We start from the raw sequence: 25,176 nt of genomic DNA, 5'->3' as shown, positions 1-25,176 counted from the left end.
AGGGTCACCGTCTCGAGGGGCGGAAAGCGGCCCTACGACACTGCAGCTTTGCATCTGCCGCATCTTGCCAAAGCGGTCGATGGCCGTGCCGAACTAAATCTGTGGTTTTGCGCAAGGTGGAGCCTCCGAAATTATACCCACGAGTTTTGGCCCTGCGCAGGGTTTCCGGCGCCTATCCTTTCAGCATGTCTCAAAACCCCTGCGACGAGGGAAGACCCAACCTTCTAACGGCAAGGTCGAGGCAACGCTAGTTTCCGCTCTCGGCAGCAGTGCGCTCAGCTTGAAAGGCTTGCATCTCTTCGGGTCATGTCGATTTGATGAAGGTCAAAATGGCCTCAATCTCGGCATCGCTCAAGATATCGCCGAACGAAGGCATACCTGCGTCAAACGCCACCCCCAGATCATCCAGATAAGCCTGACCGCCGCGACTGGTGTAGTCGAACAGCATCGCGTCACCGTGATGCCAAGTATGGCCGGTCTCGTCGTGCGGCGGGGCCGGGAATCGGCCGTCCGAGCCCTTCTGCCGCCAGTTAACGGCCCCTTCCAGATCCGCACCATGACAGGGGCCGCGCAGTGCTGGCCGTAGAGGTCGCGCCCCAGGGCCGTTTCCTGCGCAAGTGCATCGCCACCGAAAAGAGTGACCGCGCAAACACCCAAAAGAACGACGCATCGAGGACGATTGTCGATCGTCATACTGAACACATTGGCATTATTTGCACCCTACCGAAATCTCAGTTCTGCACCCTGTGGCCGTAGTCAACCGGATGGACTGAGACCATTTCGGCTGCGACGTAGAAGACCAGCAGCACCAAGACAATCTCAACACGGATCGACAACGCTAGCCGAGCGCCCGCCCCCGCTCGTCCTTGTTCCAGAGCTGGGGTATGCCGCAGCCGGTTCAACAACGCCAGCGCCAGCGCCGCCAGCACGACCATGATCTTTCCGGCAAGCGCCCAGCCATGCCAGGCCTCAAAAATCAGGTCAAGACGCACGGTCAAATACCACGTCAACAGCACACCACTCGCAATCATCGCCGCCACCGCAACCGTCGCCGCGCGGCTCCAGTCGTGCAAAAGAGCAGCGGTTTCTGCGCCATCGGGTCGCTGCGCCACCCACATAAGGGGCAACAGCGAACCAACCCAAAAGGCCACGACCGCAAGATGCAGCACGACCAAGGCCGCAATCTCTTGCCGGGGCAGGAACAGCATAGAATGCCCCATCGCCGCGTATGATCCAAGCACAAGAACCCCGCCCACCGCCGCAACGGCAGGCCCCGCCCGCCATGGCATCACCCCGGCCCCAAGCAAGACAAGGCCCGCACTGCGCAACCAAAAGGCATCACCGATGCGCGAGCGCATCATGGCTTCCCAGACCGCGCCATCGGTTATGCTGGCCCCGGCTGTCAGCACCAACACCCGCAGTGCCAGCGCGCCAACCGACAGGGCCAACCCGGCGGCGATGGCCCCCAAAAGCGTGCGACGCAACCGCGCGGCCTCGGCAGGCCGCAACCGGTGGCCATATCCGATCATGAAAGACGCAAGACCGGCGGCACCGATGGTTGCTGCATAATAAAGCGCGCGCACCACCACGGCGACACCATCCAGAAAAGACGGATCCGGCTGCAGATATTCAAGAATCACGGTTGGCACTCTCTTGAGACGCTAAAAGGATTGGCCCCACCGACGTCATGGCCGTCGGGCGAGATGATGCGCCATTCGGCGCGAAAATCGCCGGGCTCCAGCGGCGGCAACTCGATGGTCTCCAGCGCTGCCTCACGGATTGCGCGACGGGGCAGCTCAACCTCGGCACCATCCACCCGATGCAGACGCAGCGCGGTCAACAGCACGCCTTCGTTGAACTGCAGTTCAATCTGGGCCGGCGCGCAGTCCAGCACCGCCCCGACGGCGGGAACGGAACCGCGAAGTTCGGAATGCGCGGCCGCAGGCTGGGCCGCTACAACCGTTGCCACTATTGGCACCACCCGACAGATGTGGCACAGACCGGTAGATAAGCGATGCCTCATTAACGTTCTCCATTCTGCAAAGTCTGCCAGGGGCGCAGTGGGAAGTGCGACCTTTGCCCAGATTAGATTGCACTCAATTCAGGCAGCTTGCGAATCGGACGCTCCGCAAGCGTTTCCATTTAAATGAACAGGGATTCCTGTTGCTGGAAGATCAAGGGCATGACAGCATACTCTCGGTTTCGTTACAGGCTGGTTGCCGCAGGTTGCTCCGCCCTGCTTGAATGGCCGCTTTGGCAAAGGCCTCGCAACAGCTTGAATGACCGTTAAGGGCCGTCACCGATGGACCGTAGTGGTTATTGAGGGCAACTCCTGCAGCACTGCCGCATGACAGCCTCGAGCCCGTATTGACCAATTACTGCAACGCGGCCAAGGTCTGTCTTGAACCCACATCGATCAAGCCTGAAAAGAAACTCAGCGTGATTTTATAGCAAGTTTAATGCCTTCAACGGTATTTGCAGACGATAGGAGTAACGAGTGCAGGACAATTGTGAGGCCAAGTTCGCAAAGCTAGAAAGCCTGCTTGAAATCATCTTGAGCGATCTAAAATTTGCCCCCATCCAAACGCATTGGACCAACTGGATACGAGTAGCGCTTAAGCATATAAAGCGCAGGGATCTTGCGGGCGCCCGGTTCTTCTTGTCTGCACACGGAGGTATGGGAAGCTTCAACGATTGGGCGCCGGTTAGTGCTGAAGGTTGGAAAGCCGATACAGAAGCAGTTAGTCTTGCCGGAAGTCTCTTAAGCAAAAATCTGTTCGACTCGGGAATTGACCTAATTTTCGAGCATAGAGCCACAAATAAGCACTAGCTTACAATTGTATCGACTTAATGAACGGCAGTTCCGTCCCGCTCAGCGGACCTTGGTTGTCGGAAAATGCTGCGCCCTGCAGGAATGGCCGGTCTAGTGAAGCTGCACTACAGCGCCGGTCACCTTAGCGAGCGGCCCCAATCGGCCGGGTGCGACAATGATCAGCCAGAGTTAGCCCTTTGGCGGCTCGGTCATTTCTAGCCATTGTGTCAACGCACGGCGTATCATTTCGGGACGTGTTGGCAGGTCCGACTCCACACGGCGGCGGTCGTCGATTTCTTCGATCAATGAGCGCGGTAAGCGTAGTGTGATAGCCTCGGTATCTCTTTTGGGGGGAGCCATTTTAACTTTCTTGCATTATGATGTTGACATCAGAATGGTATAGTGGCACGTTAGTCGAGCTGAGACAAGGGATTAGGGCCCCTCGTCTCACGCTCTAACTACAACGCGACCAGTTTTGAGGAGATCGCATCATGGCTATTGCTACACCTATCACCATGCCTGATCGGCATAAAGAGCTTACGCGCCGCGACATGCTTGCCGGGCTTTCGTTTTCGGGTGCGACGGTTGCGCTGCCGCACGCCGCTTTGTCGGAAGGATTTCCGGATCACGGTCTTCCCCTGATCAATGCGGTCCCGAATGACCCTGACGATAACGACGATCACCCTGTCCTCAACCTGCCTTTCGTGCGCAGCACCTCTGCGTCGGAGCGTGCTGCGGGTGCGCCGCCGCGCAGCTTCTGGACCGTTCACCCGTCCGGCGATTTTATCGCGGATTGTGCGGTGGGGACCGGATATGCGGTGGCGGCGCTGGATTACATGGTTGCGGCGAATGCGCCGGAGATCCTGTCCTGGGCGGTGTTTGACATGATGCGGCTGCCGCGGGCGCGGTCGGGCGTGGAGGTCGGTTTTCTGACGGCTTTCGGGCGTGCCGCGGTGCAGGGTCATGCGGCGGGTTTGTCCGCGCGGACCGGAGGTGCAGCATGAACATTGCAGCTTCTCACATGACCCATGGCGCCGCGCAGGTGCCGCCTGCCTTGCCGGTGCTGGACACATCATTGTCGCTGGCCTTCGCCGCCATGTTGCCGGTTCTCTCGCGCTTCATCATTGCGGAACGTGACATGGCCGACATCAGCGCAAGCTATGACCCGGCTTATGCGGCATGGCACCGGGAGGCCGAGCATGCCGGCACGGCGCTGGACCAGCGCCTGATGCAGCTGCATCGGTTGCCAATCGAGCGACTTGAGGATGCACCCCTGCGCCGGATGACCTTGCTGATCGACGCGATGCTGAACGATGATGATCCGTCACAGGCGCGGCGGACGCACCGGCAGATGCTGCTTGTGTTCTTCTTGCGGTATCAGGTGTCGGGTTTCAGTTATGTGGCCCAGCATTGCAACGGCATGCTGATCCAGGCCCGTCATCTTGTCGATGCGCTGGTGCAGCTGCCGTTGTTCGATTTCAGCGCAGAATGCGTGATCCCTGTGGATGACGAAGCCGACGCCGACACCTCTGGCGACATTCAGGTTTTCGCCTTCTAGCGGCCTGCGCTTTGGCGGCGAGTGATGCCGCCTGCTCATCCCCACGTCCCAGACCACCTGTCCCTTTTGCACCCGGTGTTGCCACCGGGGTGGGTCAGTGCGCTCTGGATTTCCATTCTCTCTCCCAACGAAGGACTTTTCCCATGAACACGATGACCAATTTCCCCAATACGCTCACCATCAACAACACAGCGCATCCCATCTTTCCGGGTGCCATCCTGCCCAAATGGCTTGCGGCGGCGCAGGCAAAAGGCTTCGATATCGTCGCCCGTATCGCTGACCGGCTGCACCTCGCGCTCAAGTGCCATGCTTGCGGCGCGGTGCAGAAGGTGCGGCTCTTCACGCTGATGTCGGCCCAGCCTCTCTGTGCTGCCTGCATCGAGACCGCATGGAAGGCGGATGCCACCGCGGCCGGGCTGACCTTCCTGCACCGGGATCCGAACAACCGGCATTACGGGTTTTACCTGTCTGCCTGCGGCCATACCGTCCGCCGTCAGTCCGAGATGATCAAGCGTATCGCCGCCGGTGTGACCGGGTTTCGCTGCGAGACCTGTCATGCCGCAACAGAGGCTGAAGAGGCTACCGACCGCGGCTGGACATTGATGTCCGCCGATCCGGAGGGTGATGCGAACTACCGTATCTACCGCCACGATGCCTGCGATCACGAACAGCGCATCGCGCGTGCCAATATGCAGTCGGGTCGGTTTGGGTGCGGCGGATGCGGTGAAGACTGGCCCGCCGGTTCCAGCTTCATCTACGCGATGTCATTCACGCTGGCCTCGGGGCGCGAGGTGGTCAAGCTCGGCTTCTCTCGCGATCCTGAGAGCCGGTTGCATTATCAGTTGAAGCGCGATGCGACGATGCCCTGCGCGATCCTGAAGGTCGTGCCGATGGAGACCGGCCACAAAGCGCTCTGCGCCGAGAAGGCAATGCATGCCCGCATCAAGGCCGATCATCCGGATGCCAGGCTCGACCCCTCCACCTGGCGCGACCAGATCCGCGTGAAGACCGAGATCTACGATGGTGCGCTGACCCCGGTCGTGCTGCGCATGCTCGATGATCTCGAAGCGGCACTGGCCGCCGCCTGATCCGCACCGCAGATGATTTTGCCTCACGGACCGCCCCTGCGCCACAGCGCGGGGGCATCGCCGCCCACGCCGTTCAAATGAAGTCTCATCCGAAGGAGCTGTGTCATGACCCAGCCAAACAAGCACACCGTCGTAAACGCAGACATTGTCTCTGCCACATCTAACTCTAACACTTCTGTCTCCAGCACATCAGCCGCCCCACCCACATGGCTGCCGCTGGCCCACGACCTGATCACCCGCCTGCGGCTGCATCACGCTGGCCAGTCCAGCAAGATCAAGGCGGCCTACAAGAAAGGCGCCTTTGACGCGGATATCGCCGAAGACCCCAGCCTCGCCGACACCTTCGCTCTATTCCACGGCGATTATGCAGACACCGAGACCGACATCTTCGAGGCCGCCCCCGTCCCGTCCCGGCAACTGCTGACCGCGATCCGGCTAGCGGCCACCTTTGGCACTGAAGCAACCCTCGCCGCGGCGCAGGACTGGCGGTCCGTGGCGATGCTGATGGATGTCGATAGCGGTGACATGGATCTGGTCACCGATGTTTTGAAGTTCTGCTTTCCCCGGCAATCGTGGTCCTTGCAAAGCCCCAACACCACCGAGGGCGTCGTGACCAAATATCATGCCCAGAAGTTCTGGAACGCTGTCGATGAGACGATGGATGGGTATGCGCCCGTTCTGGTGATCGTCCCTGCCGGCCTCGCCATGCCACAGCATCTGCGTCACGCTGGTCTGCCCGTTTACCGGCTCCCCGCAATCACGGCTGATCTGATCATCGCCCATCTGCGGGCCGGCGCGTTGGGCGACGCGCTCGGGGATGAAGCAGCCTTTCGCGCGGCACTGCCCGAAGGCGGGCTGCTGGCAGGCCTCGGCACCGCACAGGCCTGCGCCGCCCTGCGCGCGCCGGATCTGGACGGGGTGGTCCAGCGCCTTGCTGCGATGACCAAGGCTGATGAGACCCAAGGGCCGACCCTTGACGATATGACCGCTGACAGCCCGGCCGTGCTGGCCGCCCGCCGCCTGATCGCGGACCTCTCGCTCTGGAAACAGGGTAAGGTTGCCTGGTCGGACCTGTCCCGCTCGATCCTGTTTTATGGCCCGCCCGGCACGGGCAAAACCTACCTTGCACGCGCGATGGGCAATAGCGCTGGCATCGCCTGCGTCACGGGCAGCTTTGCCGAATGGCAGGCCGCAGGTCATCTCGGCGACATGCTGCGGGAGATGCGCACGACCTTCGCCGAGGCGCGCAGGCTTGCGCCTGCCATCCTGTTCATCGACGAGATCGATGCTGTCGGATCCCGCGAGAGCGGTGATCGGCACAACAGCAGTTACCGCACGCAGGTCATCAACGGCTTTCTGGGCGAGATGAACGCCATTGCGCTGGAGGAAGGCGTGGTTGTCGTGGGTGCCTGCAATCACATCGACCGGATCGACCCCGCCGTAATGCGTGCCGGCCGGTTCGACATCAAGGCCGCAGTCCCGATGCCGGATGCTCGCCAGATCCTCGGTCTGATGAGGCGGTTGCTGGAGGACGAGATCCCGGAGGCTGAGCTCGCTAGCCTGTCCCGCGCCGCCGTGGGCCACAGCCCTGCCGCGATCGACGCGGCCATTCGTGCGGCACGCTCTGACGCACGCCACACCGGCGCGCCGATCACCACAGCCAGCATCCGCGTCCACCTGTCGCTGAGCACAGACACCGATCCGCGGATCCTTTGGCGCGTGGCCCTCCACGAGGCAGGCCATGCCACCGTCGCCGCTGCCCTGAACCTCGGCCAGATCACCCGGCTGGCCATCACCCCGTATGGCGGCGAGACCCACCGTCAGCGCGCGAACAATGAATGCCTGCTGTCAGACCTTGAAGACGATATCTGCTACGACCTTGCCGGCCGCGCCGCCGAACGGCTGGCCCTCGGCGCAATCTCCGCAGGTGCCGGTGGCCCCGCACACTCCGACCTTGCGGGCGCCACCGACAAGGCCCTCAAGATCGAGACCGCCTACGGCCTCGGTCCCGACGGACCCGTCTGGGTCGACGCCCCCGCCGTCATCGTGCTGCAGAACACCAACCTGCGCGGCCGTGTCCGCAAGCGTCTGGATCAGGCCGAGAGCCGCGCGGTGCAGATTCTCAGCAAGCACCGCAGCACGCTGGAGGCCTTGGCAACGGCGCTGATGGCAGAGCGCAGCCTGAACGCCGAACAGATCGCAGAGATTGTGGAGGGGATCGGAGTGCCCGGTGGAACAACGGACAGCAAAGCCTGCACCGACAGCCACCACAATCCTAAGGATGATGCCCGGTATCCGTCAGTGCCGTGATCATCATGGCCCGTCCCAATCCAATGCGTGTTCAGCAGATCATCGGCAGGGACATCATGTTCAGTGATGCTTTTTGGCGATGTTCGCTCTCAAGGCGTCACTGCTTTGGACAGGATCATCGAAAGCCCATGCATCTCCCCCAAGTAAGCGCTCTTTTTCCACTTTCATCTTTGCTTTGGATTTTTCAGTATCTTGGTTTTTTCTTGGACGAGGATGGGAGCGGTTTTTTGGTTTTTTCTGCAGAGAAGAGCCGGGTAAATATTTTAGTGATTATTCTTGTTTTTGGTCTGTGGTCAAAATCACGTCTTTTAGGGTCTTTTTTGTTTGCAGCTTCAAGCGCGTAGCCCAGCTTTACAGGTCTCTGACAGATGATGCGTAATAATATATGTAAAACAGTTTCTTATCCCCATGATAAATTTCGTCCGTCGTTTTTTCGCTCCATGATAGGACCCCCAATGGCTTATATTGACTGCAGCACCGCCGTGGATTTTCCCGGCACAGATCAGACCAATATCGCCCGTCCCGCCCTACGCCGGATTGGCCAGGAGACCTCGGCCTATGGCGCGGGACCGGAGAAGCCATGTCCGCAAGAAAGGGGAGCCGCACGCGGCCACCCTGCCTGCGGACGTGGCCTGCCCCGACTGCAACGCGCCATCGCCATCCGCCCCACATCCCAGCCTTGTCGAGATCGTGCGACTGCTCGCGCAGCAAGCGGCTCGGGCCGACATTGCTGCGCAACGCGCCGCGACACCATCAGAGGACTAAGACCATGATCAGCAAACCACTCCGTGTCGCCACATACGCCCGGTATTCTACAGATATGCAATCTGCGGCCTCTATCGAGGATCAGCAGCGGATCTGCCACCGCCTGATTAATGATCGTGGATGGGCGGTGGCGCAGGATTACGCCGATGCGGGGATTTCAGGGGCGTCGCTGGACCGGCCGGGGTATCAGCGGCTGATGGTGGATGCCCGCCTCGGTCTCTTCGATGTCGTTGTGGCAGAAAGCCTGGACCGGATCAGCCGCGATCAGGAACATATCTCCGGTTTCTTCAAACAGATGCAGTATCGCGGAATCCAGATCGTCACCATCTCGCAGGGTGCCGTCAGCGAGATGCATATCGGTTTCAACGGCGTGATCTCCGCGATGTTTCTCAAGGATCTGGCAGCCAAGGTCCACCGCGGTCTCGAAGGCCGCGTCCTCAAGGGAAAATCCGGAGGCGGGATCAGCTACGGCTACCGCGTCAGACGGGCGTTTCACGCGGACGGGTCCGTCGTGACCGGTGAACGCGAGATCGACGTCGACCGCGATGCGATTGTGGAACGGATCTTCCGAGCCTACGCAGCCGGTCACTCATCCCGCGCTATCGCTGCCAGCCTCAATGCCGAAGGCATTCCCACCGACAGCAAAAAAGGAGCAGGGCGCTGGGGCGCCTCGACGATCTCCGGCAACTGGAAACGCGGCACGGGTATTCTGAACAACGAGCTATACATCGGCAAATTGGTCTGGAACCGGCAGGCCTTTATCAAGGATCCGGACACCCAGAAGCGCCAGGCGCGCCTGAACCCGCCGGAGACATGGATCGTCACAGATGTGCCCGACCTTCGGATCATCGACGATGCCTTGTGGGACCGGGTCAAAGCACGCCAGACGGCCATCCGCGACGACATGAACCCCGGCGGTGTGCAGGCGGGACACCGACGTCCCGAGAACGCGCGGCGGCCGAGCTACCTGTTTTCTGGGGTGGTGAAGTGTGGCTGCTGCGGATCAAGCTATATCATGATCAACAAGACCCGGTATGGCTGCTCGGCACCGCGCAACCAGGGTGACGCCATCTGCACGAACCGCGTGACGATCACCCGCGAAGCGCTTGAGGACCGTGTGCTGTCCGGCCTGCGTGACAGCCTATTGCACCCTGACCTCATCGCCACCTTCGTTGAAGAATACCGCCGCGCCTTCAACGCCGAGGCAGCCGGCGCCGATGCCGTCCGGCAAAAGGCACGCCGCGAGCTTGCCCAAATCGACAAGAAGATCAGCAGCATCATGACGGCAATGGAGGATGGCATGTATCAGCCCAGCATGAAGGAGCGGATGACGGAGCTGGAAAGCGAGAAGCTTAAGCTGGCGATGATCATCGACGAGAGCCCCGAACCGCCTGCACTGCGGCTGCACCCCAGCCTGTCGAACCTCTACCGGACCAAGATCCGCAACCTGGCGTCTGCGCTGCAAGACCCCACGCTTAAGATGGAGGCGACAGAGGCGTTGCGGGGGCTTGTTTCAGAGATCCGGATGGTGCCCGACGTGGACGCGCTGGATGGTCATTATATCGAACTTGTCGGGGAAGTGGCGGGCATCCTGGCATTGGGGAATGCGGAAACGACAAAACCCGCGCGATTTGCACGGGTCGGGTCGGTTACGATGGTTGCGGGAGTAGGATTTGAACCTACGACCTTCAGGTTATGAGCCTGACGAGCTACCGGGCTGCTCCATCCCGCGCCAGTGTTTGGCGCACCTAATTGTTGTTAGGTGCATCGTAAGAGAGATACGCTTGCTGTGTTGCAAGCATGGCGTTGTTTATTAGGTTTGGCAGTGACTTACTCTCCCACGTCTTAAGACGCAGTACCATCAGCGCTGCGGCACTTAACTGCCGAGTTCGGGATGGGATCGGGTGTTTTGCTCGCGCTATGACCACCAAACCAAAAAAACAACGCCAGCGGTGCGCCTTTTGAGGGGCACACCGTTATGTTCCAAGTCGCATACGACTGTAGTTTGTGTATGTATCCTGATTTTTCGCCAGTCTTACTATTACTGGATCAAATCAAGCCTATCGGGCAATTAGTACCAGTCAACTGAACGCATTGCTGCGCTTACATCTCTGGCCTATCGACGAGGTGGTCTACCTCGGCCCTCAGGGATACCTTGTTTTGAAGGGGGCTTCCCGCTTAGATGCCTTCAGCGGTTATCCTGTCCGATCATAGCTACCCTGCACTGCCGTTGGCACGACAACAGGTCCACCAGTGGATCGTTCACCCCGGTCCTCTCGTACTAGGGGCAACTCTTCTCAAGTATCCTACACCCACGGAAGATAGGGACCGAACTGTCTCACGACGTTCTAAACCCAGCTCACGTACCTCTTTAAACGGCGAACAGCCGTACCCTTGGGACCTGCTCCAGCCCCAGGATGAGATGAGCCGACATCGAGGTGCCAAACGGTGCCGTCGATATGGACTCTTGGGCACCATCAGCCTGTTATCCCCAGCGTACCTTTTATCCGTTGAGCGATGGCCCTTCCACTCGGGACCACCGGATCACTATGGCCGTCTTTCGACTCTGCTCGACTTGTCAGTCTCGCAGTCAGGCTGGCTTCTGCCATTGCACTCAACGAGCGATTTCCGACCGCTCTGAGCCAACCTTCGCGCGCCTCCGTTACAATTTGGGAGGCGACCGCCCCAGTCAAACTACCCACCACGCAGGGTCCCGGACCCGGATAACGGGCCGCGGTTAGACATCAAGCAAGATAAGGGTGGTATCTCAAGGGAGGCTCCACAGAGACTGGCGTCCCTGCTTCAAAGCCTACCACCTATCCTGCACATATCGTGCCTGATGCCAATGCGAAGCTATAGTAAAGGTGCATGGGGTCTTTCCGTCTAACCGCGGGTATCCTGCATCTTGACAGGAAATTCAATTTCGCTGAGTCCACATTTGAGACAGCGGGGAAGTCGTTACGCCATTCGTGCAGGTCGGAACTTACCCGACAAGGAATTTCGCTACCTTAGGACCGTTATAGTTACGGCCGCCGTTTACCTGGGCTTCAATTCGGAGCTTGCACTCCTCCTTTTAACCTTCAGGCACCGGGCAGGCGTCAGACCCTATACGTCGTCTTACGACTTCGCAGAGCCCTGTGTTTTTAGTAAACAGTCGCCACCCCCTGGTTTGTGCCCCCGCCCAAAAGTTGCCTTCTGAACGGGCCTCCTTCTCGCGAACTTACGGAGGTATTTTGCCGAGTTCCTTAAATGTGGTTCTCTCAAGCGCCTTGGTATTCTCTACCAGTCCACCTGTGTCGGTTTAGGGTACGATCTAGCGGAGGGCTATTTCCAGGAACCTCTAAACGGCCTCCCCAATCCGATAAGGGGAAACAATCTTCGAGATCCGTCACATCCTCCTGGCCCAGGAATATTAACCTGGTTCCCATCGACTACGCCTTTCGGCCTCGCCTTAGGGGTCGGCTTACCCTGCTCAGATTAGCTTTAAGCAGGAACCCTTGGACTTTCGGCGAGGGAGTCTCTCACTCCCTTTGTCGCTACTCATGTCATCATTCTCACTAGTGATCTCTCCACCGGATCCCTCACAGGCCGGCTTCACAGAAAGCTCCCTGCGTCCAATATCCCCCGAAGGGCATTAAAGACGCTTGGAACTATGTCACACTACGCTCTGCTACCATGCAATAAATTGCATCCCAGACTTCGGCTCATGGCTTGAGCCCCGTTACATCTTCGCCGCAGGACAACTTATTTAGACCAGTGAGCTGTTACGCTATCTTTAAAGGATGGCTGCTTCTAAGCCAACCTCCTGGTTGTTTTGGTCGTCCCACTTGCTTTCCCACTTAGCCATGAATTAGGGGCCTTAGTCGTAGGTTAGGGTTGTTTCCCTCTTCACAACGGACGTTAGCACCCGCTGTGTGTCTGCCGGATATTACTCCTCGGTATTCGGAGTTTGGTTAGGATCAGTAAGACGGTGAGTCCCCATTACCCATCCAGTGCTCTACCCCCGAGGGTATTCGTCCGACGCTCTACCTAAATAGATTTCGCAGAGAACCAGCTATCTCCGAGTTTGATTGGCCTTTCACCCCTAGGCACACCTCATCCCGACCTTTTTCAACAGGTGTGGGTTCGGACCTCCAGTTAGTGTTACCTAACCTTCATCCTGGACATGCCTAGATCACTCGGTTTCGGGTCTAATGCATCTAACTCAATCGCCCTATTCAGACTCGCTTTCGCTGCGCCTACACCTAACGGCTTAAGCTTGCTAGATACACTAAGTCGATGACCCATTATACAAAAGGTACGCTGTCAGGTCTCAAGGACCCTCCAACTGATTGTAGGCGTTCGGTTTCAGGTACTGTTTCACTCCCCTCGTCGGGGTGCTTTTCACCTTTCCCTCACGGTACTGGTTCGCTATCGGTCAGTAAGGAGTACTTAGCCTTCGAAGGTGGTCCTCCGATGTTCAGACAGAATTTCACGTGTTCCGCCCTACTTAATACGTCCAATCATGCTTCTTATACGGGACTGTCACCCACTCTGGTTGTGCTTTCCAACACATTCTAATCACATTCATGGCTCGGCTGGTCCCCGTTCGCTCGCCGCTACTAGGGGAGTATCTGTTGATTTCCTTTCCTCCGGGTACTTAGATGTTTCAGTTCCCCGGGTTTGCTTTTGTAAACCTATGTATTCAGTCTACAAATACCTGGTTTACCTCATTATTAATCACCCCGAAGGATAATAATAACAAAGTATCAGGTGGGTTGCCCCATTCAGAAATCCATGGATCAAAGCTTATTCTCAGCTCCCCATGGCTTATCGCAGAGTATCACGTCTTTCATCGCCTCTTACTGCCAAGGCATCCACCAAACGCCCTTTTCGCGCTTGATTTGATCCAGAAAAAGCAAGGCTTCTTCTGTGGGCCCTCCCTTTTGTATCAAAAGGGCCCTTAATCAAAATGCATACATTGCAACGCCAGCCGCTGGTTCAGCAACTGGCATCGTTCGAACAGCATTACTGCTGTTCCGGTTAGTGTACTTGACTTGGAACAAAATAGATTTTCAGGATCTCGACGGTTCCATGCGGAACCTCCATCCATCTGGCAATCCCCTCACGCGGGGCGCCTCTATTCTGATGTTGTATCTCTCTATACGATGTCAAATGACCCGAAGGCCAAGTCGTCCAGTTGGACGGCAAAACAGCCAGGGCTGCTTTACGGTCAAACTGTATGTGCCAGATAGAACCCAGCGGGTTCTCATGATTTGCTGCGCAAATCACTGCCACCCGCGCTTCTTTTGCTGCGCAAAAGAAGTGGTGGAGCGTATCGGGATCGAACCGATGACCCCCTGCTTGCAAAGCAGGTGCTCTCCCAGCTGAGCTAACGCCCCAAAATTTGGTGGGTCGAGGAGGACTTGAACCTCCGACCTCACGCTTATCAGGCGTGCGCTCTAACCACCTGAGCTACCGACCCAAGACAGACCGGTAGGTCTGGCAAAAACTGAAGAGATATGAGGACGGCCTGGCTCCAGGTCACTGCAAGGAAAAGCAGTGCCTGTTATGCCGGCTTTGTTTGCCGGCTGCTAAGTGTTTCACGATCTTGAGCGAACTCAATCTGCTAGAAACATCCTTAGAAAGGAGGTGATCCAGCCGCAGGTTCCCCTACGGCTACCTTGTTACGACTTCACCCCAGTCGCTGAGCTCACCGTGGTCCGCTGCCCCCATTGCTGGTTGGCGCACGGCCTTCGGGTAAACCCAACTCCCATGGTGTGACGGGCGGTGTGTACAAGGCCCGGGAACGTATTCACCGCGTCATGCTGTTACGCGATTACTAGCGATTCCGACTTCATGGGGTCGAGTTGCAGACCCCAATCCGAACTGAGACATCTTTTGGAGATTAACCCATTGTAGATGCCATTGTAGCACGTGTGTAGCCCAACCCGTAAGGGCCATGAGGACTTGACGTCATCCACACCTTCCTCCCGCTTATCACGGGCAGTTTCTCTAGAGTGCCCAACTGAATGCTGGCAACTAAAGATGTGGGTTGCGCTCGTTGCCGGACTTAACCGAACATCTCACGACACGAGCTGACGACAGCCACGCAGCACCTGTCACTCTGTCTCTTACGAGAAAACCTGGTCTCCCAGGCGGTCAGAGGATGTCAAGGGTTGGTAAGGTTCTGCGCGTTGCTTCGAATTAAACCACATGCTCCACCGCTTGTGCGGGCCCCCGTCAATTCCTTTGAGTTTTAATCTTGCGACCGTACTCCCCAGGCGGAATGCTTAATCCGTTAGGTGTGACACCAAAGGGCAAGCCCCCTGACGTCTGGCATTCATCGTTTACGGTGTGGACTACCAGGGTATCTAATCCTGTTTGCTCCCCACACTTTCGCACCTCAGCGTCAGTATCGAGCCAGTGAGCCGCCTTCGCCACTGGTGTTCCTCCAAATATCTACGAATTTCACCTCTACACTTGGAATTCCACTCACCTCTCTCGAACTCTAGACTGGGAGTTTACAAGGCAGTTCCAGGGTTGAGCCCTGGGATTTCACCCCATACTTTCCAATCCGCCTACGTGCGCTTTACGCCCAGTAATTCCGAACAACGCTAACCCCCTCCGTATTACCGCGGCTGCTGGCACGGAGTTAGCCGGGGTTTCTTTACCAGATACTGTCATTATCATCTCTGGCGAAAGAGCTTTACGACCCTAAGGCCTTCGTCACTCACGCGGCATGGCTAGATCAGGCTTGCGCCCATTGTCTAAGATTCCCCACTGCTGCCTCCCGTAGGAGTCTGGGCCGTGTCTCAGTCCCAGTGTTGCTGATCATCCTCTCAAACCAGCTACTGATCGTAGACTTGGTAGGCCATTACCCCACCAACTATCTAATCAGACGCGGGCTAATCCTTCACCGATAAATCTTTCCCCCGAAGGGCGTATACGGTATTACTCCCAGTTTCCCGAGGCTATTCCGTAGTGAAGGGTATATTCCCACGCGTTACTAACCCGTCCGCCGCTAGACCCGAAGGTCTCGCTCGACTTGCATGTGTTAGGCCTGCCGCCAGCGTTCGTTCTGAGCCAGGATCAAACTCTCAAGTTGAAAGCACATCGCTGCGCTATCCTTGACGTTCGAACCTCTGCACATCACCATATGGCCTTACTGAAACCATATGGCGTTTCTCTGTTTGTGTGCTTCAGTAACCAAAGTTACCAGAAGCCGCCAAACAGTGAAGCTGACACTCTATCATCGGGCCGAAACCCTAAGAGCGTTGATATACAGACGTCTGATCCATCGAACTGAACCAAACCGCCCACATATCTCTTCAGATATATCAATTTCAAACAGCGTAGAGACAAAAAGAAACAAGTGCGCCCTAAACTACCGGCGCGCCCGCCCTTCAACCTCAGAATTTCTTCTTACCGCCTCCGAACCTTCCAGACCGTTCCCGACCCGTCCAACCCGTCTAGCGCCCCGCCAGTGCATCTCTGCGCCGCCGGTGAGGGGGGTTCTACGGTTAGTGCGATCAGGCCGCAAGGGGTTTTTTCAGGAAAGATGCATTTTTTGTGACAGACCCGAATTTTAACGTGTTTTGAGGGGGTTAGGGTAACTTCCGTTCGCGGACCCTAGGGCCGTTTGCAATATTGTTAGGCGGAATGAAAACGGAACATACCAGATTTTGGGTTATCCTCAGACTTACCCACAAGAGGCCCCATCCTAACCCGACAACCATGCGCCGATTCACAGACGAGTCGCGCGGATCAGGCACCTGAATCGGGGTGAATCGGCCCTACGCTGCCTGTTTGCGCCAGACGACATGCTTATAGCGCAACGCCACCAGCCCGATACTGAGCGCCAGATAGACCAGCGGCTCGATCTGGAACCCGCGCGACAGCCACAGATAGTGCAATGCGCCAAGGATCACGGCGACATAGGACAGCTTGTGCAGCTGCCGCCATGCCCCCGCGCCCATCTTGCGGATCGACAGGTTGTTCGAAGTCACAGCCAAGGGGATCAACAGGACAAAGGCCAGCATCCCCACTGTCACATAGGGCCGCTTGACCGTTTCGGTCCAGACGCGGCCAAGGCTTTGGACATCTAGCACCGCAAAGACCAGAAAATGCGCGACCACGAAGAAGAAGGCGCAAAGCCCGATAGCACGGCGGAACTTGATCAGGTTCACGCCGGTCCATTGCCGCAGCGGTGTTACAAGTAGCCCCGCCACCAGCAGGATCAGCGCGATTTCCCCATAGGTGCGTTCCAGCACGTTGATAGGTTCTACCAGATAAGGACCCTGCTGGGTCAGCGCGCGCCAGAATTCCCACGCGGTATAGGCAGCCGCCATGATATAGAGCGGCCAAGCGGGGACCTTGCGCAAAGCGCCGTTGATCGTTGCCGAGACTGTCATGGGCTGTCCTATCCGGTCCGCAGCATCAGATGAACACCGACAGGTCCATGCCTTCGTACAAAGGTGCGACCTCGGGGTAGCCGTTGAACATCAGCGTGTCCTGCCGCGCGGCAAACAATCCGCCGCCCACGCGCCGTTCGGTTGCCTGGCTCCAGCGGGGGTGGTCCACGTTCGGGTTCACGTTGCTATAGAACCCGTATTCGCGCGGGTTGGCCACGTTCCAGCTGATCGGCGGTTCCTGATCCGTCAGCGTAATACGCACAATCGACTTGATCGACTTGAATCCGTATTTCCACGGCACAACCAACCGGATCGGCGCGCCGTTCTGGTTGGCGATGGGTTCGCCATAGATGCCGGTCGCCATGATGGTCAGGGGATGCATCGCCTCGTCGATCCGCAAACCTTCGACATAGGGGAAATCAAGCACACGGCGCTGCACACCGATCATGTTCTCGGGCTGGACCACGGTTTCAAAGGCGACATAGCGCGCGCCGGACTGCACACCGACCTTGTTGAGGATGTCCGCCAATTCAATGCCGTTCCACGGGATAACCATCGACCACGCCTCGACGCAGCGGAATCGGTAGATGCGGTCCTCGACGGTGAGACCGGCCAGCAGATCGCCCAGCGCGTAATCGCCGGGGCGGTCGACCATGCCGTCGACCTTGATCGACCATGGCGATGTCACAAGGCGGTGCGCATTCGCGGCGGGATCAGCCTTGCCGGTGCCGAATTCATAGAAGTTGTTATAGCTGCGGATTTCCTCGAGCGTGTTGGGTTCCAGCCCGGCCTGCGCATCGGCCATGCGCGGGGCAAGGCCGATCGCGCCCAGCCCAGCGGTCCCGGCAAGGATCTGGCGGCGGTTAAGATAGGCGGCTTTCGGCGTGACGTCTGCTTGGGTCAGATTGTTCTTCCAGCGATAGGCCATTGTCTTTCTCCGTTTCAGGTCGGTTACTTCTATATACGACAGAATCCCGAAATGGTTTCTCACGATGCTGCCAAGGCGTGAAATGTTCCAGTTTTGCGTGGATTTATCACGACTCTTCACAGGACAGTGATTTGAAATCGCAAACCGTCGCGGCTTAGTGCGCCGCGGTATTCCGTCAAGCGGCATGAGCGGGATTCCCCTCTGATCCAGACGCAAGGCACTGCGTAAAAAGCACGATGCCAACGAAAAGGCATTTCCAACTAAAGGAACATACCATGCTACGTAGAACTTTCCTCGCAGTCGCCACCACCACCGCCTTGTCGTCTGTCGCCTTTGCTGCCGGACATTCCAAGGACATCGTGGATACTGCCGTCGAAGCGGGCACATTCACCACGCTGGTCGCCGCTGTCGAAGCCGCAGGTCTGGTTGATACGCTGAAGGGCGAAGGCCCGTTCACCGTGTTCGCACCAACTGACGAAGCTTTCGCAGCCCTGCCAGAAGGCACTGTTGAAGGTCTGTTGGCCGATCCAGAAGCGCTGGCCGCGATCCTGACCTACCACGTTGTGGCCGGTACCGTGATGTCGACGGACCTGACTGACGGCATGACCGCAACAACCGTGAACGGCGCGGACATCACCATCGGCACCGAAGGCGGCGTGACCGTGAACGACGCAAACGTCGTGACCGCAGACATCGAAGCATCGAACGGCGTGATCCACGTCATCGACGCGGTGATCCTGCCGCCGATGTAAGACCTGTCTTCTCCTTGGACACAGGAAAGCCCCGGTCAGTGACCGGGGCTTTTTTGTTCTTGGCTTAGTGCAGCGGCAGGTTCGGCGGTGCGATCCGGCTGCTGGTGGCGACACGGTCACCGACGATCAGCCCGTCCGCCCCTGCCGTGACCTTGACCACAGCGCCATCCATGACGTCCCCGCCAAGGATCATCTCGGCCAACTGGTCCTGCAAGGCGCGCTGGATCACCCGTTTCAGCGGACGTGCGCCAAACACTGGATCATAGCCTTCATCCGCCAGCCATTGCAGCGCGGCTTCATCCAGATCGAGGGTGATGTTCCGCCCCGCCAGCCGCTTGGCCAGCAGACCCAGCTGGATCGTGACGATCCCTGTCATATCCTCACGCGCCAGACGGTCGAAGATGATCGTCTCGTCCAGCCGGTTCAGGAATTCGGGGCGGAAATGGGCGCGCACGGCGTCCATCACATCACGCTTGGCGGCACTCGAATCCACCCCGTCGGGCAACTGGCTCAGCGCCTGCGCGCCAAGGTTCGACGTCAGGATAATCAGCGTCTGTTTGAAATCGACATGCCGCCCCTGCCCGTCGGTCAGCACGCCGTCATCCAGCACCTGCAACAGCACGTTGAACACATCGGGATGCGCCTTTTCGACTTCGTCGAACAGGATCACCTGATAGGGGCGCCGGCGCACGGCCTCGGTCAGCACGCCGCCTTCGTCGTAACCGACATAGCCCGGAGGCGCGCCGATCAGCCGTGACACGGCGTGTTTTTCCATGAATTCGGACATGTCGATCCGCACCATGGCACTGTCATCGTCGAACAGATATTCGGCGACGGCCTTGGTCAGCTCGGTCTTGCCCACACCCGTTGGTCCAAGGAAGAGGAACGACCCCAAAGGCCGCTTTTCGTCGTTCAGCCCCGCACGCGCGCGGCGCACGGCATTGGCGACGGCGCGCACGGCGGATTTCTGGCCGATCACGCGCTTGCCCAGCTCGTCCTCCATGCGCAACAGCTTGTCACGCTCGCCTTCAAGCATCTTGGACATCGGGATCCCGGTCCAGCGTTCCACCACTTCGGCGATCTGTTCGGGGCGCACAGCCTCTTCAACCATCAGGTCGTCGTTGGCTTCGACCTCGGCCAGTTGCCGTTCCAGCTGCGGGATCACGCCGTAAGACAGCTCGCCCGCTTTCGCGAGATTGCCTTCGCGCTTGGCGATATCCAGATCGGCGCGCGCACGGTCCAGCCGTTCCTTGACGCCGCGGGTATCCTCAAGCTTGTCACGCTCGGTCTGCCATTTCGCGGTCATCTCGGACGCGCGGTCCTGCACATCGGCGAGTTCCTTTTCCAGCTTTTCCAGCCGGTCCTTGGACGCCTTGTCGTCTTCCTTTTTCAACGCTTCGGCCTCGATCTGCAATTGCAGGATCTGGCGGTCCAGCGCGTCGAGCTCTTCGGGCTTGCTGTCCACTTCCATACGCAGCCGACTGGCGGCCTCGTCCATCAGGTCGATGGCCTTATCCGGCAGGAAACGGTCGGTGATATAGCGGTGCGACAGCGTGGCGGCAGCAACCAAGGCGCTGTCGGAAATCCGCACACCGTGGTGCAGTTCGTATTTTTCCTTGATCCCGCGCAGGATGCTGATCGTGTCAACAACGGTCGGTTCTTCCACCATCAAGGGCTGGAACCGGCGGGCAAGGGCTGCGTCCTTTTCCACGTATTTGCGGTATTCATCCAGCGTCGTAGCACCGATGCAGTGCAATTCGCCCCGCGCCAGTGCAGGCTTGATCAGGTTGGCGGCATCCATCGCGCCATCGGCCTTACCCGCGCCGACCAGCGTGTGCATCTCGTCGATGAAGAGGATGATTTCACCGGCGGCGGATTCGATTTCTTTCAGGACAGCTTTCAGCCGCTCCTCGAATTCCCCGCGATATTTCGCACCGGCGATCAGCGCGCCCATATCCAGCGCCATCAGGCGTTTGTTGCGCAAGGATTCCGGCACATCGCGGTTGACGATACGCAGCGCCAAGCCTTCCGCGATGGCGGTTTTCCCGACACCGGGTTCCCCGATCAGCACAGGATTGTTCTTGGTCCGGCGCGACAGGACCTGCATCGCGCGGCGGATTTCCTCGTCCCGGCCAATGATCGGGTCGATCTTGCCTTGCTCGGCGGCTTCGGTCAGGTCGCGGGCGTATTTCTTCAACGCGTCAAAACTGTCCTCGGCGCTGGCGCTGTCGGCGGTGCGGCCTTTGCGCATGTCGTTAATCGCAGCGTTCAGCGCTTGCGCCGTCACGCCACCGGCATCCAACGCATCCTTGGCCTTAGATTTCACCAAGGCGAGCGCGGTCAGCAGCCGTTCCACGGGGACAAAACTGTCGCCCGCTTTCTTGGCGATGTTTTCAGCCTCGTCCACGACCTTGGCGGTCAGGTTATCAAGGTAAACCTGCGCGGCATCGCCCGTCACCTTGGGCATTTTGGCCAAGGTCGCGTTGACAGCGCCCAGCACATCGGCAGGGCGGCCACCGGCACGGGTAATGAGGTTGGCGGCAAGGCTTTCCTCGTCGTCCAGCAAGGCTTTGAGCAGGTGTTCGGGCGCCAGCCGCTGATGGCTTTCGCGCATTGCGATCGTCTGGGCGGCTTGAATGAAACCGCGCGACCGCTCGGTGAACTTGTCCAAGTTCATGGGTCTCTCCTTTATAAAGCGCCCGGTGACGGACATGCCCGGCTTTGCGGCACATGCCCAATTGGGCCTCACCCCATAAATGGGTGGGCAGGATTGATTGCGCAAGACCCGCCCAAAGGCTAGACCGCTGGAAACCACGAAAGGACCCACTATGCCCGATGACCGCCTGATCGTTGCCCTCGACGTGCCCAATGTCGTGGCCGGGCTGGACCTTGCCGCAGCCCTTGGCGATGCGGTGTCATTCTACAAGATCGGGCTGGGGATGCTAACGGGGGGCGGTCTGGCGCTGGCCAACGAGCTGAAGCAGGAACAGGGCAAACGCATCTTTCTGGACATGAAACTGTTCGACATCGGCGCCACCGTCGAGGCTGCGGTGCGCGGCATCGCCACCTTCGATCTGGATTTCCTGACCGTGCATGGCGACCCGCATGTGGTGCGCGCCGCACGGCAGGGCGCGGCGGGGTCGGATATGAAAATCCTCGCCGTAACGATCCTGACCTCGCTTGACCGCGCCGATCTGGATGCGTCCTGCATCAAGGCGGGCAATGTGGCTGATCTGGTGCAGGAACGCGCAGGGCTGGCGTTTCTGGCGGGGGCAGATGGCGTCATCGCATCCCCGCAAGAGGCCGCATTGATCCGCGCCCTGCCCGAATCCGCAGGCAAGCTGATCGTCACCCCCGGCGTGCGTCCCGAAGGGGCGGCATTGGGCGACCAGAAACGGGTGATGACCCCTGCGCGGGCGATTGCGAACGGGGCCGATCATGTCGTCGTCGGTCGCCCGATCTGGCAGGCGAATGACCCGCGCGCCGCCGCAATGGCGATCCTTCAGGAACTAGCCCGCGCCTAGCGCCCGTCGATTGCGGGTGTCGCCGCTGGCCCGCCTTCAAGATCGACGATCAACGCCTGCATTTCAGCGATTTCCAGACGCTGCGCCGCGATGATCTCCTCCGCCAGGGCGACAACCCGCGGATCATCCAGATCAGCGCGTTCACTGGTCAGGATCGCGATGGAATGATGCGGGATCATCGCCTTCATCCATGCGATCTCATCAACCGTGGCCTGACTGCGCAGCAGATACAGGGCGGCCGCAAAAGCCAGACCGCTGCCCACGAAAATGGCGATATTGGCGGTCTTGTTGCCATACATGCCCAGCATGAACGCAAGCATGATGACCGCCATGGCCGCCCCCATATAGAGCGCCATCCAAGCCCGCGTCTGGCTGAAATAGACGTGATCTATTGCATAGGTGTTCAGGTACATGAGGCCATACATCACGACCGTGAAGGTCGCGATCATGGCGGCAAAGCGAAAATATGACATCGGGATTTCCTTTCTGTCCATAAGACAGAAAGCAACGCGCGCCGTAATCGTTCCGCTCTGGAGGTGCGGCTCAGTCGTTGATGTCGGTTTCCCAGACCTTGACCTGCCCTTTACGCAGACTGAAAAAACGGCGCATCCCAAGATAGGACAACAGCGACAGGACCGCAAAAACCGCCAGCGTCAGGGCAAGGCCCGCGGCATTGACCCCGAACAGGATCAGCAGACCCATCAGCCCCGCACCGATGGCGAAACCCAGAAAGATGTAGCCGGGGATCAGGACTTCGAGCGTGGCAAGGATCAATGCCCCCGACATCCAGACCCACCATTCCGTCCAAAGCAGCATCTCAGCGCCCTTTCAGCATCTTGAAGGCATCGGCAAAGGCATCCAGCGCATTGGCGGGCAGCACGACGGTCTGGTTGCCTTGGCCCGCACCCATCTTGGAAATCGCCTCGACCTGTTTCAGCGCGACCTGATATTGCGCGGCTTCCAGCCCGTTTTCGGCAATCGCACCGGCCACGACCTGCGTTGCATAGGCTTCGGCATCAGCGAGCACGCGGCGCGCCTTGGCTTCCTGTTCGGCGGCGTAAAGATCGGCGTCGGCCTGCAATTCCACAGCACGCTTCTTGCCCTCGGCCTCGGTCACCTGCGCACGGCGGGCGCGTTCGGCGTTCAACTGCTGCAACATGGCCGCACGGGTCGCCTGATCGAGATTAACGTCAAGGATTTCGGCGCGCGTCACCTCGATTCCCCAGTCATCGACCTGCTGGGACACCTGTTCGCGCACAGCCTCGATCAACCGGCTGCGGTTGGCCTGCACCTGATCAAGCTCCATGCGCCCGATCTCGGACCGCACGATCCCCGCCACGGTCGTGGCAATCGCGGCATCGACATCGCGGATGCGGTAGACGGTCTTTTCAGGTTCGATGATCCGGTAGAACACCGATGTTTCGACCTGCACCAGCACGTTGTCGGACGTGATCGCATCCTGTGTCATGGGGGGCAATTGCCGCTCGAGAATCGAGACCTGATGGCGCACACGGTCCAGAAACGGCACGATGAAGTTGATGCCCGGGCCAAGCACGGATTGCAGACGGCCAAGGCGTTCCACCACGAACTTTTCCGACTGCGGCACGATCCGCACACCGGCCATGATGCAGACGATGATAAAAACCGCCAGCACCAGATAAAGAACGTTCCGGCCAAAAAACTCGGCCAGAACTTGATCAATCGGCATTTCCATGTCCCTCACGTTTTCTTGAGCGACAGTTAGGCACAGTTCAGGCCGATTTCAATTCAAACTGCGCCATGCTGTTGCTTTTGAACCGCGCTGCGACAGTTGCGCCGATGGCGTCGGCAGTCGCGGGGCTCAGCGTCCAGCCCAGATGGCCGTGGCCCGTGTTGTAGAACACGCGGTCGTTGCGGCCCGGCCCCACGCGCGGCATCATATTGGGCATCATCGGACGCAGGCCGGCCCAAGGCACGCAATTCTCGGTCGAGACATCGGGGAAATGGGTTTCGCACCACTGGATCAGCGGGCGCACGCGGCGTTCCAGAATATCGCGGTTCTCGCCGTTGAATTCCGCCGTGCCCGCCACCCGCAGGCGGGTCAGGCCCAGCCGCGAGGTGACGATCTTGGCCTTGTCATCCAAAAGTGACGTGGTGGGTGCCGCCGCCTGACTGGCCGCATCGTTCAGATTGACGGTGATCGAATAGCCTTTCACCGGATAGACATTGACGCGGTCGCCCAGCATGGCCGCGAATTTGCGGCTGGCGACACCGGCGGAAATGACGATCCCGTCAAAGCGGGTCTCATCCCCGCTTTCGACATAGACACCATCGGGGCGCACATGCAGGTCCGTCACCGGCGCGCCAAGGCGGAAGGTGACACCCTGTTTTTGCAGCCAGTCGGCCAGACCGACGGTGAATTTATGAATATCTCCGGTGCTGTCGCTTTCAGTCCAGAATCCCCCGATGATATCGCCCCGCAGCGTGGGTTCGCGCGCCATCACCTCGTCCACTGTCAGCTCGCGGCGGTCCAGTCCACCTTCGCGCAAAAGGCCATTGACCATGCGGGCATGGCGCAGATCATGTTCGGTCTTGTAGAAATGCAGGATACCCGCCGGGCTGAAATCGAAATCCACACCGGATTTGTCCGCCATTTCCGCCAGACCCGCGCGCGCGGCGACAGCAAGCCTCGCGGTCTTGACGGTGTTGGACTTGTAGTTCGGGATATTGCCCAGAAATTCCATCATCCAGCTGACCTTGTGCCAGCCAGGACGCGGATTCACGAACAGGGGCGCATCGCCCTGCAGCATCCACTTGATGCCTTTCAGCACCGTGGACCATTGGTTCCAGACCTCGGCGTTGGAGGCGCTGAGCTGGCCGCCATTGGCAAAACTGGTTTCCATCCCGGCGTAGCGCTGGCGGTCATAGACCGTCACGTCGAAGCCGCGGATCATCAGGGAATAGGCAGTGGTGACGCCGGTAATCCCGGCACCGATAACAGCAATCGAAGGCATGGCATTTCTCCGCCATTGGCGCTTGCGCGCGTTCGCCCCCGCCGTTGCTGTGC

General features: G+C 58.9%; 20 protein-coding genes, 3 tRNA genes, 3 rRNA genes and 1 pseudogene. 9 read left to right on the top strand and 18 right to left on the bottom strand.

From position 1 onward, the window contains the following. Positions 1-304: 304 nt before the first annotated feature. The 3 genes from VCK47_RS11720 to VCK47_RS11710 form a co-directional block, all read right to left on the bottom strand. The gene (locus tag VCK47_RS11720) at positions 305-670 is read right to left on the bottom strand and encodes a c-type cytochrome (protein WP_322890670.1); all 366 of its coding nucleotides are present in this window, start codon (positions 668-670) and stop codon (positions 305-307) included. 61 nt (positions 671-731) lie between these two features. Next, on the bottom strand, positions 732-1,640 hold the full coding sequence (locus VCK47_RS11715) for a CopD family protein (RefSeq protein WP_322890671.1): 909 nt from the start codon (positions 1,638-1,640) through the stop codon (positions 732-734). Continuing rightward, positions 1,637-1,969, bottom strand: a complete 333-nt coding sequence (locus VCK47_RS11710; RefSeq protein WP_322890672.1) for a copper resistance CopC family protein — start codon at positions 1,967-1,969, stop codon at positions 1,637-1,639. Before VCK47_RS11710 ends, VCK47_RS11715 begins: the two co-directional genes overlap by 4 nt. Before the next feature lie 528 nt (positions 1,970-2,497). Here VCK47_RS11710 and VCK47_RS17985 point away from each other — a divergent pair. Further along, a complete protein-coding gene (locus VCK47_RS17985) occupies positions 2,498-2,830 on the top strand; it encodes a DUF6966 domain-containing protein (RefSeq protein ID WP_416236668.1) in 333 nt (110 codons plus the stop codon). Positions 2,831-3,001: 171 nt separating this feature from the next. Here VCK47_RS17985 and VCK47_RS11705 read toward each other — a convergent pair whose 3' ends face one another. Beyond that, a complete protein-coding gene (locus VCK47_RS11705; protein ID WP_322890673.1) occupies positions 3,002-3,172 on the bottom strand; it encodes a ribbon-helix-helix protein, CopG family in 171 nt (56 codons plus the stop codon). Between the two features lie 131 nt (positions 3,173-3,303). Between VCK47_RS11705 and VCK47_RS11700 the strand changes: the two genes are divergently transcribed. From VCK47_RS11700 to VCK47_RS11675, 6 genes and pseudogenes are all read left to right on the top strand, one after another. Further along, positions 3,304-3,816 carry a hypothetical protein gene (locus VCK47_RS11700; protein ID WP_322890674.1) on the top strand — a complete coding sequence of 171 codons (513 nt, stop codon included), beginning with the start codon at positions 3,304-3,306 and terminating at the stop codon, positions 3,814-3,816. Next, positions 3,813-4,370, top strand: a complete 558-nt coding sequence (locus VCK47_RS11695) for a hypothetical protein (protein ID WP_322890675.1) — start codon at positions 3,813-3,815, stop codon at positions 4,368-4,370. Before VCK47_RS11700 ends, VCK47_RS11695 begins: the two co-directional genes overlap by 4 nt. Before the next feature lie 143 nt (positions 4,371-4,513). Continuing rightward, positions 4,514-5,458 carry a GIY-YIG nuclease family protein gene (locus tag VCK47_RS11690; protein WP_322890676.1) on the top strand — a complete coding sequence of 315 codons (945 nt, stop codon included), beginning with the start codon at positions 4,514-4,516 and terminating at the stop codon, positions 5,456-5,458. A 105-nt stretch (positions 5,459-5,563) separates the two neighbouring features. Then, positions 5,564-7,768 (top strand): AAA family ATPase, encoded by a 2,205-nt coding sequence (locus VCK47_RS11685; RefSeq protein WP_322890677.1) that lies wholly within the window; start codon positions 5,564-5,566, stop codon positions 7,766-7,768. Between the two features lie 5 nt (positions 7,769-7,773). Further along, positions 7,774-8,112, top strand: a complete 339-nt coding sequence (locus tag VCK47_RS11680) for a hypothetical protein (protein WP_322890678.1) — start codon at positions 7,774-7,776, stop codon at positions 8,110-8,112. Positions 8,113-8,348: 236 nt separating this feature from the next. Next, a pseudogene (locus VCK47_RS11675) lies at positions 8,349-9,653 on the top strand (recombinase family protein); the annotation flags it as partial. A 21-nt stretch (positions 9,654-9,674) separates the two neighbouring features. On the opposite strand, the gene VCK47_RS11670 reads toward VCK47_RS11675, so the two are convergent. The 9 genes from VCK47_RS11670 to msrP all read right to left on the bottom strand — a co-directional run bounded on the left by VCK47_RS11670 (position 9,675) and on the right by msrP (position 17,854). Further along, positions 9,675-9,998, bottom strand: a complete 324-nt coding sequence (locus VCK47_RS11670; RefSeq protein WP_322892283.1) for a hypothetical protein — start codon at positions 9,996-9,998, stop codon at positions 9,675-9,677. Positions 9,999-10,188: 190 nt separating this feature from the next. Beyond that, positions 10,189-10,265, bottom strand: a tRNA-Met gene (locus VCK47_RS11665). A gap of 85 nt (positions 10,266-10,350) precedes the next feature. After that, positions 10,351-10,465: ribosomal RNA gene (gene rrf, locus VCK47_RS11660) — 5S ribosomal RNA — on the bottom strand. Positions 10,466-10,583: 118 nt separating this feature from the next. Next, positions 10,584-13,417 (bottom strand): 23S ribosomal RNA (locus VCK47_RS11655). Between the two features lie 421 nt (positions 13,418-13,838). Next, positions 13,839-13,914 (bottom strand) — tRNA-Ala (locus VCK47_RS11650). A 6-nt stretch (positions 13,915-13,920) separates the two neighbouring features. Further along, positions 13,921-13,997 (bottom strand) — tRNA-Ile (locus tag VCK47_RS11645). Positions 13,998-14,157: 160 nt separating this feature from the next. Then, positions 14,158-15,620, bottom strand: a 16S ribosomal RNA gene (locus VCK47_RS11640). The 16S, 23S and 5S rRNA genes sit together here with 3 tRNA genes alongside, the layout of an rRNA operon. A 688-nt stretch (positions 15,621-16,308) precedes the next feature. After that, positions 16,309-16,926 (bottom strand): protein-methionine-sulfoxide reductase heme-binding subunit MsrQ, encoded by a 618-nt coding sequence (msrQ, locus tag VCK47_RS11635; RefSeq protein WP_322891262.1) that lies wholly within the window; start codon positions 16,924-16,926, stop codon positions 16,309-16,311. Positions 16,927-16,951: 25 nt separating this feature from the next. Next, on the bottom strand, positions 16,952-17,854 hold the full coding sequence (gene msrP, locus VCK47_RS11630; protein WP_322891261.1) for a protein-methionine-sulfoxide reductase catalytic subunit MsrP: 903 nt from the start codon (positions 17,852-17,854) through the stop codon (positions 16,952-16,954). A 275-nt stretch (positions 17,855-18,129) separates the two neighbouring features. Here msrP and VCK47_RS11625 point away from each other — a divergent pair, with 275 nt between their 5' ends. Next, the gene (locus tag VCK47_RS11625) at positions 18,130-18,606 is read left to right on the top strand and encodes a fasciclin domain-containing protein (protein WP_322891260.1); all 477 of its coding nucleotides are present in this window, start codon (positions 18,130-18,132) and stop codon (positions 18,604-18,606) included. A 64-nt stretch (positions 18,607-18,670) separates the two neighbouring features. Here the strand turns inward: VCK47_RS11625 and clpB are convergent, their stop codons facing one another. Then, positions 18,671-21,283 carry an ATP-dependent chaperone ClpB gene (gene clpB, locus VCK47_RS11620; RefSeq protein WP_322891259.1) on the bottom strand — a complete coding sequence of 871 codons (2,613 nt, stop codon included), beginning with the start codon at positions 21,281-21,283 and terminating at the stop codon, positions 18,671-18,673. Between the two features lie 151 nt (positions 21,284-21,434). Between clpB and pyrF the strand changes: the two genes are divergently transcribed. Continuing rightward, entirely contained in the window at positions 21,435-22,130 is a 696-nt protein-coding gene (gene pyrF / locus VCK47_RS11615) for an orotidine-5'-phosphate decarboxylase (RefSeq protein WP_322891258.1), read from the top strand. Here the strand turns inward: pyrF and VCK47_RS11610 are convergent. From VCK47_RS11610 to VCK47_RS11595, 4 genes are all read right to left on the bottom strand, one after another. Continuing rightward, on the bottom strand, positions 22,127-22,603 hold the full coding sequence (locus VCK47_RS11610) for a DUF305 domain-containing protein (protein WP_322891257.1): 477 nt from the start codon (positions 22,601-22,603) through the stop codon (positions 22,127-22,129). The genes pyrF and VCK47_RS11610 overlap by 4 nt on opposite strands. Before the next feature lie 70 nt (positions 22,604-22,673). Then, positions 22,674-22,946, bottom strand: coding sequence for a hypothetical protein (locus VCK47_RS11605; RefSeq protein ID WP_322891256.1), 273 nt, complete (start codon positions 22,944-22,946; stop codon positions 22,674-22,676). Between the two features lies 1 nt (position 22,947). Next, positions 22,948-23,838 (bottom strand): SPFH domain-containing protein, encoded by an 891-nt coding sequence (locus VCK47_RS11600; protein ID WP_322891255.1) that lies wholly within the window; start codon positions 23,836-23,838, stop codon positions 22,948-22,950. A 43-nt stretch (positions 23,839-23,881) separates the two neighbouring features. Next, entirely contained in the window at positions 23,882-25,123 is a 1,242-nt protein-coding gene (locus tag VCK47_RS11595; RefSeq protein ID WP_322891254.1) for a D-amino acid dehydrogenase, read from the bottom strand. Positions 25,124-25,176 lie beyond the last annotated feature (53 nt).

Origin of the sequence: Yoonia sp. 72 (genome assembly GCF_034652275.1) — a bacterium.
GTDB lineage: Bacteria > Pseudomonadota > Alphaproteobacteria > Rhodobacterales > Rhodobacteraceae > Yoonia.
This window is presented reverse-complemented; position numbering and strand designations above follow the sequence as displayed.

Coding starts and splice junctions, on each gene's coding strand:
- msrQ (WP_322891262.1), bottom strand. CDS start 16,926: ATGACAGTCTCGGCAACGATCAACGGCGCTTTGCGCAAGGTCCCCGCT.
- VCK47_RS11720 (WP_322890670.1), bottom strand. CDS start 670: ATGCGTCGTTCTTTTGGGTGTTTGCGCGGTCACTCTTTTCGGTGGCGA.
- VCK47_RS11610 (WP_322891257.1), bottom strand. CDS start 22,603: ATGTCATATTTTCGCTTTGCCGCCATGATCGCGACCTTCACGGTCGTG.
- VCK47_RS11605 (WP_322891256.1), bottom strand. CDS start 22,946: ATGCTGCTTTGGACGGAATGGTGGGTCTGGATGTCGGGGGCATTGATC.
- VCK47_RS11705 (WP_322890673.1), bottom strand. CDS start 3,172: ATGGCTCCCCCCAAAAGAGATACCGAGGCTATCACACTACGCTTACCG.
- pyrF (WP_322891258.1), top strand. CDS start 21,435: ATGCCCGATGACCGCCTGATCGTTGCCCTCGACGTGCCCAATGTCGTG.
- VCK47_RS11695 (WP_322890675.1), top strand. CDS start 3,813: ATGAACATTGCAGCTTCTCACATGACCCATGGCGCCGCGCAGGTGCCG.
- VCK47_RS11625 (WP_322891260.1), top strand. CDS start 18,130: ATGCTACGTAGAACTTTCCTCGCAGTCGCCACCACCACCGCCTTGTCG.
- VCK47_RS11700 (WP_322890674.1), top strand. CDS start 3,304: ATGGCTATTGCTACACCTATCACCATGCCTGATCGGCATAAAGAGCTT.
- VCK47_RS11680 (WP_322890678.1), top strand. CDS start 7,774: ATGGCCCGTCCCAATCCAATGCGTGTTCAGCAGATCATCGGCAGGGAC.
- VCK47_RS11600 (WP_322891255.1), bottom strand. CDS start 23,838: ATGCCGATTGATCAAGTTCTGGCCGAGTTTTTTGGCCGGAACGTTCTT.
- VCK47_RS11595 (WP_322891254.1), bottom strand. CDS start 25,123: ATGCCTTCGATTGCTGTTATCGGTGCCGGGATTACCGGCGTCACCACT.
- msrP (WP_322891261.1), bottom strand. CDS start 17,854: ATGGCCTATCGCTGGAAGAACAATCTGACCCAAGCAGACGTCACGCCG.
- VCK47_RS11690 (WP_322890676.1), top strand. CDS start 4,514: ATGAACACGATGACCAATTTCCCCAATACGCTCACCATCAACAACACA.
- VCK47_RS11685 (WP_322890677.1), top strand. CDS start 5,564: ATGACCCAGCCAAACAAGCACACCGTCGTAAACGCAGACATTGTCTCT.
- clpB (WP_322891259.1), bottom strand. CDS start 21,283: ATGAACTTGGACAAGTTCACCGAGCGGTCGCGCGGTTTCATTCAAGCC.